The organism is Pseudonocardia sp. CA-142604, from assembly GCF_050948475.1.
In the GTDB taxonomy this organism is placed as follows: Bacteria; Actinomycetota; Actinomycetes; order Mycobacteriales; family Pseudonocardiaceae; genus Pseudonocardia; species Pseudonocardia alaniniphila.
This window is the reverse complement of the sequence record NZ_CP192045.1, coordinates 4,344,715-4,359,914: the sequence shown is the minus strand read 5'-3', so window position 1 is coordinate 4,359,914 and position 15,200 is coordinate 4,344,715. Positions and strand designations below refer to the sequence as shown.

The following is a 15,200-nucleotide window of genomic DNA, read 5'->3' as shown; positions in this document are numbered from 1 at the left end:
GACGTCCCGCTGCACCCGCCTACCGTCCGGGGACTCCGGGCGGCGAGTCGGCGTGCCCGCCTTCCGCACCCGGCGAAGGAGGACGCCATGACCGAGCTCGTCACGACCGCGCGGGCGCTGGTGGCCGAGGGCAAGGGCATCCTTGCCGCCGACGAGAGCACCGGCACGATGGACAAGCGGCTGACCGCAGTCGGGGTGGCCGCCACCGCCGAGTCGCGCCGGCAGTTCCGCGAGATCGTGGTGACCACCCCCGGCCTGGGCGAGAGCATCAGCGGGGTGATCCTCTTCGACGAGACGTTCCGCCAGAAGACGTCCGACGGAACGCCGATCCCGAGGACCGCCGAGGATGCCGGGATGCTGCCCGGCATCAAGGTCGACACGGGCGCGAAGCCGCTGGCCATGACCACCGACGAGACGGTCACCGAAGGGCTCGACGGCCTGCGCGAGAGGCTCGCGGAGTACGTCGAGCTCGGCGCACGGTTCGCGAAGTGGCGGGCGGTCATCCGGATCGGCGAGCAGCGACCCACGACGAGGTGCCTCCGGGCGAACGCACATGCGCTCGCCCGCTACGCCGCGCTGTGCCAGGAAGCCGGGGTCGTGCCCATCGTCGAGCCCGAGGTGCTGATGGACGGCGACCACTCGCTGGAGCGCAGCGAACAGGCCACCGGGGACGCACTGGACCATGTGTTCGCCGAGCTCGCCGGCCAAGGCGTGCTGCTGGAGGGCATCGTGCTGAAGCCGAACATGGTGCTGCCCGGCACGGATCACCCGGACCAGCGGGATGTGGCCGCGGTGGTCACGGCCACCCTGCGCTGCCTCCGCCGGCACGTCCCGGCGGCCGTGCCGGGCATCGCGTTCCTGTCCGGCGGCCAGGGCGACGAGGCCGCCACCGTCCATCTCGACGCCCTCAACCGGGCAGACCCCCAGCCGTGGCGGCTCACCTTCTCCTACGGACGTGCGCTGCTCTCCCCTGCGCTGTCGGCCTGGGCAGGCCGGGAGGACGAGGCGCCTGCCGCCCAGCGGATCCTCGCGCACCGGGCCCGGTGCAACGGGGCTGCCGCCATGGGCCGTTACTCCCCCGAGCTGGAGGATCGGCTCGAGGTCACCGCCTCAGCCTGAGCGGCACCCGCACCCGCAGCGTGCTGCCCCGGCCAGGGGCGCTGTCCACCTCCAGCCGGCCGCCGAGCAGCTCGGCACGCTGCAACATCCCGGACAATCCGTACCCACCCGACCCGGGGCTCTCGGACTCCGGCACCGACGCCGGATCGAAACCCACGCCGTCGTCGCTGACCTCGAGCAGGACGGTGCCCGAGGAGACCTTCAACCGGATCTCCACGTTCTGCGCCGACGCGTGCTTCACGACGTTCTGCAGGGACTCCTGGGCGATCCGGTAGAGCGCCGTCTCCAGGTGCTCGGGCAGCGCTTCGGCGCAGACCTGGACGTCCACGTCCAGCTCAGGGGAGGCGTGCGCGAGGCTCTCCAGACTCGCCGCCAGCCCCAGGTCGTCCAGCACGGAGGGCCGCAGGCCCGTCATCGCCGCACTGACCTCGTCCAGCGCGGCCGCCGCGAGCTGCTGCGCCTTGTCGATCTGCTCGCCTGCCAGCGTGGCGTTCGTGCCCACCAGGTCCGCTGCAGCGGACAGGTAGAACGACAGGCTCACGATGCGCTGGCCGATGCCGTCGTGGATCTCCCCCGCGAGCCGCCGCCGGTCCAGCTCCTGCATCCGCACCATCCGCTCGGTGAAGCGCTCGAGCGCCTCCTCCCGCTCGGCGAGCCTGCGGTGCAACCGGGCGTTGTCCATCGCGCCGGCGATCAGCCCGGCAATCGACCGCAGCAGCTGCACGTCGGCCCCGGTGAACTCGCGGCGGAGGCGTGTGTGGACGTTCAGGACGCCCACCAGGGCACCCAGCCGGGTGATGATCGGGACCGAGACCAGCGACGTGAAGTCCTCTCCGCGCAGCTCGGGGATGTACTTGTACCGGGGGTCGGCGAACTTGTCCTGCACGATCACCACGGGCTCGCGGTGCGCGGCCACCCATCCGGCCACGCCCTCGCCCACCGACAGCTCGATCCGCCGGACCACCCGCTCGAACGGCGGAGTGGCCCCCCGAAGCTCCAGATGACGGCCGGAGTCGTCGATGAGGTGGACGAAGCAGACGTCGGTTGCGGTCATCTCGGTGATCACCACGGCCACCCGCTGGGCGACGGCGTCGAGGTCGAGACCTGCCGAGATGGTCTCGATGATGCGCATCAGCAGGCCGACCTCGTGCTCGGCGTCCGCCAGGCCGAGGCGTCCCTCGGTCATTGGAAGACCCCTTCGCGCAGGGCAGCAGCGACAGCGCCCGCCCGGTCGCTCACCTCGAGCTTGCGGTAGATCCCCCGCGAGTGCGTCTTGACCGTCTCCTCGCTGACGAAGAGCTTGGTGGCGATGGCCCGGTTGGACAGCCCCGCCACCATGAGGGCCAGCACCTCGCTCTCGCGCTGGCTGAGCCCGAGCTGCGCACCCGGCCAGAACTCCCCGCTCTGCACCCGCGCCGCGGACAGCGCGACCCGGCTGGCCAGCGCCGGGTCGACCAGCGTCTCGCCCTCGTGCACCCGTGTGAGGTACGCGACCAGCTCACTGCCTTCGATCCGTTTGAGCAGGTAGGCCGCCGCGCCCAGGCGGAGCGCCTGGTAGAGGTACTGCTCGTTGTCGTAGACGGTCAGGAACACGATCTTGCAGCCCGGGTCCTGCTCCAGGAGGTCCGCGCACAGGTCGAGTCCGCTGGAGTTCTGCAGCCGCACGTCGAGCAGCACGGCGTCCGGCTGTTGCTCCGCGACGATCCGGATCGCCTCATCCGGTCTACTGGCCTCGCCGACTATCTCGACCTGGTCGGCGTAGGGCAGCAGCATCGCTTTGAGCCCGTCCAGCACGATCTGGTGATCGTCGACGATCACCAGGCGCAAGGGCCGCGCTGTGCCGGATTCCATGCCCGAGAACAGTAGATACCGGGGGGTCGTCGAGAAAGGCGAGGAAGCCGCTGCCACCCCATGAGCCCCACCTGCGGGGGAAGCGGCACCGCCTGACGGGTTCGTACCGTCCGCGGATGGACAGACGACGCGCCCAGATCGCGCCCTCGGTTCTCCCGGCGGACTTCGCCGCCCTGGGCGACGAGTGCCGGGCGCTGGAGAAGTCCGGCGCCGACCGCATCCAGTGGGACGTCATGGACGGCCGGTTCGTGCCGAACCTGACGTTCGGTCCGGACGTGGTGGCCGCCGTGCGACCCCACACCGCGCTGCCGTTCGAGGCGCACCTCATGGTCGTCGAGCCGGACGCGCTCGTCGGGGAGATGGTCGAGGCAGGCTGCGAGCTGGTCATCGTGCACGCCGAGGCGTGCGTCCACCTCCACCGCACCCTGGGCGCGATCCGCGACCTCGGCGCGCGCTCCGGGGTGGCGGTCAACCCGGCCACCCCGCTGACGGCGGTCGAGCACGTGCTCGACATCGTCGACCTGCTGCTGGTGATGACGGTGAACCCCGGGTTCGGCGGCCAGCCGTACCTGGCGAGCATGGAACCGAAGATCGCAGCCGCGCGCCGGCTCATCGGACGGTCCGGTCAACGGATCGAGCTGGAGGTCGACGGCGGGATCGGTCCGGCAACGATCGGTGGCGCCGCACGTGCCGGTGCCGACGTGTTCTGCGCAGGCAGTGCGCTCTACCGCCACCCAGACGGCCTCGCGGCGGCCGTCACGGAGCTGCGCGAGCGCGCCGAGGAGGCCTGGCGATGACCAGGTGCGGGACGGGAGAAGAGCCATGTCGCACAAGTTGATGCAGATGCAGCGCGCAGAGACAGGACCACCGCCGGTGCGGCCCATCATGCTGGGGATCGCCGGCGACAGCGCCGCGGGCAAGACCACCCTGACCGGCGGCCTCGTGAAGGCGCTCGGGGCAGAGCGCAGCACCTCCCTCTGTGTGGACGACTACCACCGGTACGACCGGGCGGAACGAGCGTCGCTGCCGTTCACGCCACTGCACCCGGACTGCAACTACGTCGAGATCATGGAGCAGCACCTCCAGCTGCTGGCCACCGGCAAACCGGTGCTCAAACCGGTGTACGACCACAGCGACGGCACTCTCACCCGGCCCGTACTGCTCGAACCGAGGGAGTTCGTGATCGTCGAGGGTCTGCTGCCGCTGTACACCAAGCTGGCCAGGGCATGCTTCGACGTCACGGTCTTCCTCGCCCCACCCGAGGACATCCGCACCCGGTGGAAGATCACGCGGGACACCACCAAACGGGGCTACACGGAGGAGAAGGTCCGCGCCGAGATGCAGCGGCGCGAGCCCGAGTCCGAGCGCTTCATCCGCTCGCAGCGCAGCAACGCCGACATCGTGATCGTCTTCAGCCCGATCGAGGGCCGTGACGACCCCCCGGACACCCCGCTGTCGGCCACGATCCTGCTCCGGCCGACCATTCCGCACCCACCGCTCGCCGAGATCCTCGCGGAGACGCCGAGCAAGGCCATGCACGTCAAGTTGATGCGGGACGTCGACGGCAGCCCGGTCGACGCATTGCACATCCACGGCTACGCCCCCACCGAGCAGAGCACCACGGTGGCCAACGCGATCTGGGAGCGCCTCCCGGTCGACGACCCACTGCCGGACGGGCTGGGCACGCTGGCCGACGGCGAGCACAACGAACCGCTGCGGCTGGCTCAGCTCATCCTGCTGTACCACCTGATGGGCGGAGCCTGACGAGCTGCGAAAAGCGCCCAGTGCGGGCCTTTTCGGAATTCACGAATTCGCATTCACGGACGACCCACGAGGCCCTGCACTACCGTGATGTGATGGCAGCGAACGGCGGTCGGTACACCGGAAACGGCCCCGCTCCACAGACCGCCGTCCTCATCGCGACAGGCACCACTGGGAGTTCGTCATGCGGATCGACCGGCTCGACCACACCGTCCTGACCGTTGCCGACCTCGGCAAGACGATCACGTTCTACACCGAGGTCCTCGGCATGGACCTCGTGACGTTCGGGGAGGGTCGCAAGGCCCTGACCTTCGGCCGCAACAAGATCAATCTCCACGAAGCGGGCCACCCCTTCTCCCCGCACGCCGCGAGCCCCGTCCCCGGGAGCCAGGACTTCTGCCTGATCGTGGACGGAGCACTCGACGACGTGATGGAGGACCTGAAGCGGGGTGGCGTGGCGATCGAGTTGGGCCCGGTCGACCGCACGGGCGCCACCGGGACGATCCGGAGCGTCTACGTGCGGGACCCGGACCAGAACCTCGTCGAACTGAGCGTCTACGGGGAGTAGTCCGCGACCTCGTCGGCGCGGACCGTCCCCGGGAGCCACAGCAAGATCGGTCAGCCGCCCGGCAACATGGAGTGCAGCGAGATGTCGAGGGTGGTCGCAAAGGTCAGGTACATCAGCCAGAGGCCGGTGACCAGATGGAAGAACCCGAGCGCGCGCTCCCCCGGGTTGACCACTGAGGCCTCGGGTGCTCGGCTGGCGCCCAGGGACCCACTCAGAACCCCACCACTCGCCTGCGCCCCGCTCAGCGAAGACGGCGGACCCGTCCTGGCCCCGATGCGGAAGCTGGCGAAGAACTCACTGACGTAGACACCGGTGAGGCCGGCGAACAGGATCCCGACGGGCCAGGCTCCGGCGGCGAAGAAGACCACCAGGCCCAGTACCGAGATGATCGTGAAGGCAATGGACATCAGGCCGGTCGGACGGACGTCGTTGCCCTGATACCTGTTCCAACCCAGCGCGAACCAGTGGATGCCGTAGGCGGAGAACGCAAGCGCGGCGGTGTACAGCACCGGATCCTTCAAGGTTTCCAGCCAGGTCAACGCCACGAACAGGTACACCCCGGTGACGAACTGGCAGAAGCCGGGAAGCCAGATGCCCCAGACCCCGGAGGCCCGGTCCACCGAGGCATCACGGCGCGGGAAGCCGAACAGCTCCTGGGGCCCGTAAATGAGATAGCCGGTGCCCAGTCCGAAGAATCCGAGGACGACCGGCGCAAATGCGGTCGTCGCGAGCGTCACATTCATTAATCGTTTCTCCTTGCGGCACGGTTTCGCGCTGACAGCTCGGCCGCCGGTAGCTCGGCGCTGACGCTTCCAGGATGTGCATCACGTACTAAGCGGACATCCCCGCCAGCCACCCTCCGCCGCTACCGCTGGGGGAGAGTCCGGATACCGGCTACCTGGAAGGCGCCTGCCGAACCATGCCTCGATGTCGGGGAATGGCCGCGACGCCGGGTTTCGCGGGATCGGATGAACGGATGTAATGGGAGAATGACATCGAATAGCTCTTCGCCTCCAGAACCACCCATCGTGGCCGTTCAGGGCCGAAGAAGACCTGGACACACCGGCCCGGCCGACAATGGCCCGACTCGGGACCGAACCGCTGCGACCACCCCGGGAATGGTTTCCGGTGGCGAATCTCGATGCTCCTCCGTCTGCGCCGGCCGTGATGTCGATAGCGAACCTCAATGAGTCCATGCACGAACCAGATCGGCATGACCCGAGTCGATCACTAGGGTTGCACCCATGATTATCTCGAGGGCCCACAATTCACACTCGGGTATCCATCCGATGGCGGACGGCCGGCAGGATGGGTAGCGAACCCATGAGCACTGAGGCACACCTTCACGACATTCCCGGCACCACCGTCTTCACCGGACGGCAGACGCGCAAGGGCTACCATCTCAACCAGTTCTGCATGAGCCTGCGCCACGCCGAGAACCGCGCACGATTCCTTGCCGACGAGCGCAGCTACCTCGACGAGTGGCCCATGACCGAGGCGCAGAAGCGGGCCGTGCTCGACCGGAACTGGAACGCCGCGCTGGCCGAGGGCGGCAACATCTATTTTCTCGCCAAGATCATCGCCACGGATGGCACCAGCATGTCCGAGGCGGCCAGTGCGATGTCCGGGGTGAGCGTGGCGGAGTACACCGCCATGATGGCTGCCGGGGGCCGGTCACCCGAGGGGCAGCGATCGATCAGGGAAGGCCGCTGATGGCCCGAATCACCGCAGGGGTAGCAGCCAGCCACGTGCCGGCGATCGGTGCCGCGATCGATCACGACCAGGAGGGCACGGACTACTGGAAGCCGCTCTTCGACGGATTCGCCTGGACCCGTGAATGGATCAGCCGGGAGCCACCGGATGTCGTGATCCTCGTCTACAACGACCATGCCACGGCGTTCGACCTGCGAATGATCCCGACGTTCGCCATCGGCTGCGGCGACTCGTTCCGTCCTGCCGACGAAGGGTTCGGTGCCCGTCCGGTCCCCACGGTGCAGGGACACCCCGAACTGGCGTGGCACCTGGCCGAGTCGCTGATCCTCGACGAGTTCGACATGACCGTCCTCAACGAGCACGACGTCGACCACGGGCTGACCGTGCCACTGTCGCTCATGTTCGGACAGCCCGAGGCGTGGCCCGTGAAGGTTGTTCCGGTGCTCGTCAACGTCGTGCAGTACCCGCCGCCCACAGGAAACCGGTGCTGGTTGCTCGGCGAGGCCATCCGGCGTGCGGTGGAGAGCTTCGACGAGAATCTGGACGTGCAGATCTGGGGAACGGGTGGCATGAGCCACCAACTTCAGGGCCCGCGCGCCGGGCTGATCAACACGCCGTTCGACCACGCCTTCATGGATCGGCTCGTCACCGATCCCGAAGCGCTGCGGCGCATTCCACACCTCGAGTACCTGCGCGAAGTCGGGACGGAGGGCATCGAGATGGTGATGTGGCTGATCATGCGCGGGGCACTGGGACCCGACGTGACGGAGCTCCACCGCCACTACCACGTCCCGGCGTCGAACACCGCGGTCGGCCACATGGTGCTGGACGCCTCGGCATGACGGCGCCGCTACGGATCGCGCTCGTCGGCGCCGGAGCGTTCGGGGCCAAGCATCTCGACGCGCTCTCGGCGATCGAGGATGCGGTGGTCGACACCGTGGTGAGCCTTCCGCTCGAACAGGCCGAGAAGCTCGCCGACCGTCATGGCGTGGCGCATGCCGACAGCGACCTGCACCGGGTGCTGGCGCGCGATGACATCGACGCGGTCATTCTCGCCACTCCCACCCCGCTGCACGCGGAGCAGGCCCTCGCCGCGCTGCGGGCGGGCAAGCACGTGGAGGTCGAGATCCCGCTCGCCGACTCCTGGGCCGATGCCGAACTCGTCGCCCAGGTCGCCGAGCAGACCGGGCTGGTGTGCATGGCCGGCCACACCCGCCGGTTCAACCCTTCGCACCGCTGGGTGCACGACCGGATCCGGCGCGGCGAGCTGAGTCTGCAGCAGCTCGACGTGCAGACCTACTTCCTGCGCCGCACGAACATCAACGCACTCGGCGAGCCGCGGAGCTGGACCGACCACCTGCTGTGGCACCACGCCGCACACACGGTGGACCTTCTCCGGTACCAGACCGGAGAGGAGGTGGTGGCGGCGAACATCCTGACGGGCCCGACCCACCCGGAGCTCGGCATCGCTATGGACATGTCGGTGCAGCTACGCACCAGCGGAGGAACGCTGTGCACCCTGTCGCTCAGTTTCAACAACGACGGCCCGCTCGGCAGCGTCTTCCGCTACATCGGCGACACGGGCACGTACCTCGCGCGCTATGACGACCTGTTCACGGGCCACGAGGAGCCGGTCGATCTCTCCGCGGTGCCTGCGCCGCAGAACGGCATCGAGGGCCAGGATCGCGAGTTCGTCGCGGCGATCCGCCAGGGCCGCGAACCGGAGTCGAGCGTGCGGGCGGTGCTGCCGTCGTATCGGGTGCTGGCCGATCTCGACGCGCAGCTCCGCCCAGAGACGTCGTAGCCGGGTCCGGCCACGCCGGCGCATCGCGTCGGCGGCCGGGCTCTGCCTTTGCGGATCGCGTCCGGTTCAGCCGGCCACTGCGGCGCCGACAGCCTCCCCCGCGGAGTCCCGCTCGAGCGCGCGCACCGCCAACTCGGCGTGCAGCAGCACGCCGTCGGAGAGCACGGAGTCGGTGAACCGGGCGCGCGGACTGTGGTTGTTGGGGGCCGTCTGCCAGTCCTCGCCCATTGCCGCCCCCAGGAACAGGTAGCAGCCGGGCACCGCGGCCAGCACACGGGAGAAGTCCTCGGCACCGGTCTGCGGGTGCACCATCGGGGCGTACCTCTCGTCACCGAACACGTCGGCGGCGACCCCGGCCGCGAACGCGGCGTGGTCGGCGTCGTTGACGGTCACCGGGTACTCCTCGAGGTACTGCGCGTCCACCTCCATGCCGTACGCGGCGGCCACCGACTCGCACAACCGCACCGACTCGACACGCATCTGCTCCCGCGCCGCCGCCGAGAACGACCGGACCGTCGCCTGGAACCGCGCCTCGTCCGGGATGATGTTGCGCATCGTTCCGGCGTGGAACGAGCCCACCGTGAGCACCACGGGGTCGAAGGCGTTGAACCGCCGGGTGATCAGGGTCTGCAGGTCGCCCACGAGCTGAGCGGCCACCGAGATCGGGTCACGCGCCAGGTGCGGCGCCGAACCGTGACCGCCGGCACCGCGCACCACCACACGCAGCTCGTCGGCTGCGGCCATCAGCGGGCCCGGCCGGGTGATGAACTGCGCCGGGGGGATCGCCGAGGACATCACGTGCATGCCGTAGGCCGACGACACCCGCGTGCCAGCGGCGTCGAGCACACCCTCGGCCAGCATCTTCCCGGCGCCGTCGCAGCCCTCCTCGCCCGGCTGGAACATGAAGACCACGTCCCCGGCGAGCTGGTCGCGGTGGGCGCTCAGCAACCGGGCCGCACCGGCGAGCATCGCGGTGTGCAGGTCGTGACCGCAGGCGTGCATCACCCCGTCGACCTCGCTGGTGAAGTCGAATCCCGTCTCCTCCTGCACCGGCAGCGCGTCCATGTCGCCGCGCAGGAGAACCGCCGGGCCCGGACGACCGCCACGCAGGACCGCCGTCACCGACGTCAGCGCCTCGCCCGTGCTGATCTCCAGCGGGAGTCCCTCCAGCGCCTCGAGGACGGTTTCCTGCGTCCGGGGTAGTTGCAGCCCCACCTCGGGACGACGGTGCAACCGGTGGCGCAGCTGCGCCAGCTCGCCCTGCATCGCGTGCGCGTCGTCGCGCAGTGCCGCTGACCCAGCCATGTGCCCCCCTTGATGTCGACCCGCCGAACGTTAAGAGAAGTCGGCCGATTCCTCCAACATGCGACAGAATCTGCATATATCCGTCACGAAGGGTCGCTGAGATGCAGGGATCGGTTGCGCTCGACAAGGACGACCTTACTCTGGTGGAGGCGCTGCAACGCGATCCACGGGCTCCCTGGACGACGGTCGCCGAGATCGTGGGCACGAACCCCGTGACCGCATCACGCCGGTGGGAGCGGTTGCGCTCCACGGGCGCCGCCTGGGCCACCGGCACACCCGGACCTGGGTCCTTTCACGCCCAGTGCCTCGCCTACGTCGATGTCACCTGCCTGCCCAGCGCCAAGACGCGGGTGGCGCAGGAACTCGCAGGCGATGCGCACGCCCTCTCGGTCGACATCACCGCAGGCGGCCGGGATCTGCTGATGACCGTCGCCGCGGTCGACCTGCCGACGCTCGGGCGATACCTGCTCGAACGCCTGGACCGGGTGCCAGGCGTCACCGGCACGCGCGCCCGGATCGCCACCCGGCTCTACGCCGAAGGCAGCTTGTGGCGCCTCGGGGTGCTCCCCGCGGCCGCAGGCGGTGCACCACTTCCGCCGACCCGCGCCGCCACCCTCGACGCCGTCGACCGCGAGCTCATGTCCGCGCTCGGAGTGGACGCCCGCGCGTCCTATGCCACGTTGGCGCAGGTCACGGGCATCAGCCAGCCGACCGCGCGCCGCCGGGTGGACCGCCTGATCAGCTCCGGTGCGATCCTGCTGCGCACCGAGGTGGCGGCGCCGCTCGCCGGCTGGCCGGTGTCGGTGGTGCTGTCGGCAGACGCGCCTGCCGGCCGCCTGCACGACGTCGCCACCACGCTCGCGCGGCTGCGGGAGGTGCGGTTGTGCGCCACCCTCGCCAGCACGCCGAGCCTGCTCGTGGTCGCGTGGCTCTCCTCCCTGGAGGAGGTCCACCGGTTCGAGCAGGACTTCCTGCAGAAGGTGCCCGACGTCGAGGTGCTCGACCGGCTGGTCGTGCTGCGCGCGGTGAAGCGCATGGGCCACCTGCTCGACGACGAAGGGCGCGCCGTCGGCATGGTGCGGATGGACGTGTGGCAGGACCCGGTGAACCCGGACGAGTAGGTATGGACCGGACAGCGCACGGGTCCGGCGCGGCGGCGGAGAGCGATCCGCGATCACACGCGTAACACGGCGATGATCCACGGCCGTTATACGACTGTCACCCAGTCGATGTCGATCTGCCCTACTTTTCACCAACTGATCCGTCACGAAGGGCCCGTTGGTGAGCGATCCCGTCCTATCGATCCGCGGTTTGACGACGGAATTCGTCACGCCAGCAGGGGTGGTCAAGGCCGTCAACGACGTCAGCTGGGATCTCCATCCCGGCGAGACGCTGGGTGTCGTCGGTGAGTCGGGGTCGGGCAAGAGCGTGACGGCCATGTCGATCCTCGGCCTGATCCAGAAGCCTCCGGGCCGGATCGTCGCCGGCGAGATCCTCTTCGAGGGCCAGGACCTCCTGAAGATGTCGGAGAAGGCCCTCCGGCAGCTGCGCGGCCGGGCGATCGGGATGATCTTCCAGGACCCGATGACGAGCCTGAACCCGGTGCTCACGGTCGGCGACCAGATCGCGGAGACCATCCGGTTGCACAACCGCGGCATCGGACGGGACGAGGCGCGCACCCGGACGATCGAACTGCTCGCGATGGTCGGCGTCCCCGACCCCGAGAGCAGGTACGACCAGTACCCGCACGAGCACTCGGGAGGCATGCGCCAGCGCGTGATGATCGCGATGGCCATCGCCAACGACCCCAAGGTGCTCATCGCCGACGAGCCCACCACCGCGCTGGACGTGACGATCCAGGCTCAGGTGCTCGACGTGCTCCGGACCGCGCAGGAGCGGACCAACGCCGCCACCATCATGATCACCCACGACCTCGGGCTGATCGCCGAGAACGCCGACCGCGTCGTGGTCATGTACGGCGGCAAGGTGGTGGAGGTCGCCGACGTGTTCTCGATCTTCGCCGCGTGCCGGCACCCCTACACCCTCGGCCTGATGAGCAGCCTTCCCCGCCTGGACGTCGACGTCGAGCAGCTCGAACCGATCCCCGGTTCGCCGCCCAGCCTGATCGACCTGCCCACGGGCTGCGCCTTCCACCCGCGGTGCCGGGTCTCCAAGGGGCGGGAGATCTGCCGCACCGAGGTGCCGCTGCTCCGCGATGTCGGCGACGGGCAGCAGGCCGCGTGCCACTTCTCCGACGAGGTCCCCGCAGAGATGGCCGTGGTGTCCGACGAGATGGGCGCCCAACTCGGAACGGCGACGTCATGAACGCATCCGGCAACCCACCCCATGACCTGCACGAACGCACGGCGCACGGCGCGGAGATCCTACGGGTCGAGGACCTCAGGACGCACTTCCCGATCCGGGGCGGGGTGACCCGCCGCCAGATCGGCACGGTCTACGCCGTGGACGGCGTCAGCTTCAGCCTCGACGCCGGCGAGACCCTCGGGCTCGTCGGGGAATCGGGGTGCGGCAAGACCACCACCGGCCGCACCCTGGTCAAGCTCCTCGAGCCCACGTCAGGCCGGGTCTTCTTCAAGGGCAACGACATCACGAACCTCGGCGGCGCGAAGATGAAGGCCGTCCGCCGGGAGGTGCAGTTCGTCTTCCAGGACCCCTACCGTTCGCTCAACCCGCGGATGACCGTGCGGGCCATCGTCGGCGAGCCCTACCGGATCCACGGCCTGGCCTCCGGCAGTGATCTGCGTGCGCGGGTGGACACGCTCCTGGAGTCCGTCGGGCTGACACCGGAGCAGGCCGACCGTTACCCGCACGAGTTCTCCGGCGGCCAGCGGCAGCGCATCGGCATCGCGCGGGCCCTGGCCCTGGACCCCCAGGTCCTCGTCCTCGACGAGCCGGTGTCGGCGCTGGACGTGTCGATCCAGGCCCAGGTGGTGAACCTGCTCGGCGAGGTGCAGTCACGGCTGGGCCTGGCCTTCGTGTTCATCGCCCACGACCTGTCGGTCGTCCGGCACATCTCGGACCGCGTGGCCGTCATGTACCTCGGCAAGATCGTCGAGATCGGCACCCGGAACGACATCTACAACCGATCCGCGCACCCCTACACGCAGGCGCTGCTGTCGGCAGTGCCCATCCCCGATCCACGCAAGCGGGGATCCCGCGAGCGGATCATCCTCACCGGCGACGCACCGAGCCCGGCGAACCCGCCGTCCGGCTGCAACTTCCGGACCCGCTGCCCCAAGGCCCAGCAGATCTGCGCCGAGGAGGAGCCCCAGCTCGTCGACCGCTTCGGCCACGGCCATCCCAGCGCCTGCCACTTCGCCGAGGTCCGCCCGGTGGTCGCCTAGCACAGCCACAGCCTGGAACGTCCACATCGCACCACGTCAAAGCAGGAGCCCATGAGCACAACAGCACGAGGACGCACCGTCCGGATAAGAGCCTTCGCAGCAGTCGTGGCGGCCGGCCTCCTCCTGGGCGCCTGCAGCTTCTCCGAGGACCCGGCCGCGTCGTCGGGAGACGGCGGGAGCTCGTCCTTCTCGATCGCCATCGGCGTCGACCCGGACACCTTCGACCCCGCCGGTCAGACCACGACGACCGTGCAGAACATCGTCGACTACTCGGTCGAGACGCTGGTGAAGATCGAGGACGGCAAGGTCGTCGGCCTCCTCGCCGACACCATCCAGACGTCCCCCGACGGGTTGACGATCGACCTCACCCTCCGTAAGGGCGTGAAGTTCCACGACGGCACGCCGTTCAATGCGGAAGCGGTGGTGTTCAACCTCAAGCGCATCACCGACCCGAACCTGACCGTCCCGCTGGGCGCACCCTTCGAGGTGATCAAGTCCGTCACGGCCAAGGACGAGAGCTCCGTCCAGATCGTGCTGAACCGGCCGTCCCCGGGCTTCCTGAGCGCCCTGTCGGTGACGACGGCAGGAATGATCTCGCCGGCCTCGGTGACGGCCGACGGCAACACCAACGACAACTACCAGCACCCCGTCGGCACCGGGCCCTACACGTTCACCGACTACGTCGCCGGTCAGAGCGTCAAGGTCACGAAGTTCGCCGACTACTGGGGTGAGAAGCCGTACTACGACACCGTCGAGTTCCGGGTGGTTCCGGAAGCCGCCACCCGCGAGAGCCTGCTGCTCGCCGGCCAGGTCGACATGATCATCCTGCCGCCGGTCTCGGACATCGAGGCGCTGCAGAACAACTCCGCGGTGAAGGTGATCCTCGGCGAGAGCGACCGCTCGATCTACATCGCGCTCGACAACAACGATGCGCGGCTGTCCAACCCGATGGTGCGCCAGGCGCTGAACTACGCGGTCGACAAGGACGCGATCATCAAGAGCGTCCTGTTCGGGGCCGCCCAGCCGATGGACGCGCCGATGGCGTCGAGCCTGTTCGGTTACTGCAGCACCGGGACCTACCCCTACGACCCGGACCGCGCCCGGCAGATGCTCGCCCAGGCCGGCGTTGCGGGGGCGACGTTCGACCTGCTCACCCCCAGCGGCCGTTACGTGCAGGACCAGCAGGCCTCCGAGGCCGTCGCCGGCTACCTGCGTGAGGCCGGCCTGACCGTGAACGTCTCGACGAGCGACTTCCCGTCGTTCCTCGCGCGGGTGAACGCGGCGCCGTCGCCGAACACGGTGGACATGCACCTGCTGGGCTGGGCGCCGGCCTACCTGGACGCCGACATGCAGATGCAGATGTTCCGCAAGGCCACGCACCCGCCGGCCGGTCTGGGCACGGCGTTCTACACCGACCCGAAGGTCGAGGAGCTGCTGGCGCAGGCCGACACCGAAATCAACCAGGAGGTCCGCAAGCAGCTGTACTGCGACGCGTCGAAGATCATCTGGGACCAGGCGCCCTGGATCTTCCTGTGGACCCAGTCCTTCCCGGTCGTCCACTCCACCGACGTCACCGGCATCACGACGACGCCGACCGAGAAGTTCGACGCCATCCACGCACGGCCGGCGAGCTGAGCCAGACCATGCGGCCGCTCCCGCCTCCGGCACGGGGGCGGGAGCGGCCGCGGACATGCAGAAGGGGAAGCCGGGCATG

Annotated in this window: 15 protein-coding genes; 11 read left to right on the top strand and 4 right to left on the bottom strand. The window is 69.1% G+C overall.

Annotated features, from left to right (window positions below; all coding sequences use genetic code 11):
- The first annotated feature begins 87 nt into the window (after positions 1-87).
- On the top strand, positions 88-1,119 hold the full coding sequence (locus ACQPZQ_RS19745; protein WP_433297918.1) for a class I fructose-bisphosphate aldolase: 1,032 nt from the start codon (positions 88-90) through the stop codon (positions 1,117-1,119).
- Here the strand turns inward: ACQPZQ_RS19745 and ACQPZQ_RS19740 are convergent.
- Positions 1,103-2,305 carry a GAF domain-containing sensor histidine kinase gene (locus ACQPZQ_RS19740; protein ID WP_433297915.1) on the bottom strand — a complete coding sequence of 401 codons (1,203 nt, stop codon included), beginning with the start codon at positions 2,303-2,305 and terminating at the stop codon, positions 1,103-1,105. The genes ACQPZQ_RS19745 and ACQPZQ_RS19740 overlap by 17 nt on opposite strands.
- Positions 2,302-2,970, bottom strand: a complete 669-nt coding sequence (locus tag ACQPZQ_RS19735; RefSeq protein ID WP_433297913.1) for a response regulator — start codon at positions 2,968-2,970, stop codon at positions 2,302-2,304. The genes ACQPZQ_RS19740 and ACQPZQ_RS19735 overlap by 4 nt, the downstream gene beginning before the upstream one ends.
- Positions 2,971-3,086: 116 nt before the next feature.
- Between ACQPZQ_RS19735 and rpe the strand changes: the two genes are divergently transcribed.
- From rpe to ACQPZQ_RS19720, 3 genes are all read left to right on the top strand, one after another.
- Positions 3,087-3,767, top strand: a complete 681-nt coding sequence (gene rpe, locus ACQPZQ_RS19730; protein WP_433297911.1) for a ribulose-phosphate 3-epimerase — start codon at positions 3,087-3,089, stop codon at positions 3,765-3,767.
- Between the two features lie 25 nt (positions 3,768-3,792).
- On the top strand, positions 3,793-4,734 hold the full coding sequence (locus ACQPZQ_RS19725) for a phosphoribulokinase (protein WP_433297909.1): 942 nt from the start codon (positions 3,793-3,795) through the stop codon (positions 4,732-4,734).
- 181 nt (positions 4,735-4,915) lie between these two features.
- On the top strand, positions 4,916-5,299 hold the full coding sequence (locus ACQPZQ_RS19720; RefSeq protein WP_433297907.1) for a VOC family protein: 384 nt from the start codon (positions 4,916-4,918) through the stop codon (positions 5,297-5,299).
- Between the two features lie 50 nt (positions 5,300-5,349).
- Here ACQPZQ_RS19720 and ACQPZQ_RS19715 read toward each other — a convergent pair whose 3' ends face one another.
- Positions 5,350-6,042, bottom strand: a complete 693-nt coding sequence (locus ACQPZQ_RS19715) for a hypothetical protein (protein WP_433297905.1) — start codon at positions 6,040-6,042, stop codon at positions 5,350-5,352.
- A gap of 580 nt (positions 6,043-6,622) precedes the next feature.
- Between ACQPZQ_RS19715 and ligA the strand changes: the two genes are divergently transcribed.
- From ligA to ACQPZQ_RS19700, 3 genes are read left to right on the top strand one after another with little or no spacing between them, the layout of a single operon-like run.
- Positions 6,623-7,012, top strand: coding sequence for a protocatechuate 4,5-dioxygenase subunit alpha (gene ligA / locus ACQPZQ_RS19710; RefSeq protein WP_433297902.1), 390 nt, complete (start codon positions 6,623-6,625; stop codon positions 7,010-7,012).
- Positions 7,012-7,854: a class III extradiol dioxygenase subunit beta gene (locus ACQPZQ_RS19705; protein WP_433297899.1), complete on the top strand. Its 843-nt coding sequence runs from the start codon at positions 7,012-7,014 to the stop codon at positions 7,852-7,854. The genes ligA and ACQPZQ_RS19705 overlap by 1 nt, the downstream gene beginning before the upstream one ends.
- Positions 7,851-8,816 carry a Gfo/Idh/MocA family oxidoreductase gene (locus ACQPZQ_RS19700; RefSeq protein WP_433297896.1) on the top strand — a complete coding sequence of 322 codons (966 nt, stop codon included), beginning with the start codon at positions 7,851-7,853 and terminating at the stop codon, positions 8,814-8,816. The genes ACQPZQ_RS19705 and ACQPZQ_RS19700 overlap by 4 nt, the downstream gene beginning before the upstream one ends.
- A gap of 66 nt (positions 8,817-8,882) precedes the next feature.
- On the opposite strand, the gene ACQPZQ_RS19695 is transcribed toward ACQPZQ_RS19700, so the two are convergent.
- A complete protein-coding gene (locus ACQPZQ_RS19695) occupies positions 8,883-10,121 on the bottom strand; it encodes a M20 metallopeptidase family protein (RefSeq protein ID WP_433297894.1) in 1,239 nt (412 codons plus the stop codon).
- Between the two features lie 101 nt (positions 10,122-10,222).
- Here ACQPZQ_RS19695 and ACQPZQ_RS19690 point away from each other — a divergent pair, with 101 nt between their 5' ends.
- The 4 genes from ACQPZQ_RS19690 to ACQPZQ_RS19675 all read left to right on the top strand — a co-directional run bounded on the left by ACQPZQ_RS19690 (position 10,223) and on the right by ACQPZQ_RS19675 (position 15,121).
- Positions 10,223-11,242 carry an Lrp/AsnC family transcriptional regulator gene (locus ACQPZQ_RS19690; protein WP_433297891.1) on the top strand — a complete coding sequence of 340 codons (1,020 nt, stop codon included), beginning with the start codon at positions 10,223-10,225 and terminating at the stop codon, positions 11,240-11,242.
- A 190-nt stretch (positions 11,243-11,432) separates the two neighbouring features.
- Entirely contained in the window at positions 11,433-12,446 is a 1,014-nt protein-coding gene (locus tag ACQPZQ_RS19685; RefSeq protein WP_433297889.1) for an ABC transporter ATP-binding protein, read from the top strand.
- Entirely contained in the window at positions 12,443-13,486 is a 1,044-nt protein-coding gene (locus tag ACQPZQ_RS19680) for an ABC transporter ATP-binding protein (protein ID WP_433297886.1), read from the top strand. The genes ACQPZQ_RS19685 and ACQPZQ_RS19680 overlap by 4 nt, the downstream gene beginning before the upstream one ends.
- Before the next feature lie 51 nt (positions 13,487-13,537).
- The gene (locus ACQPZQ_RS19675) at positions 13,538-15,121 is read left to right on the top strand and encodes an ABC transporter substrate-binding protein (protein ID WP_433297884.1); all 1,584 of its coding nucleotides are present in this window, start codon (positions 13,538-13,540) and stop codon (positions 15,119-15,121) included.
- Positions 15,122-15,200: the final 79 nt, after the last annotated feature.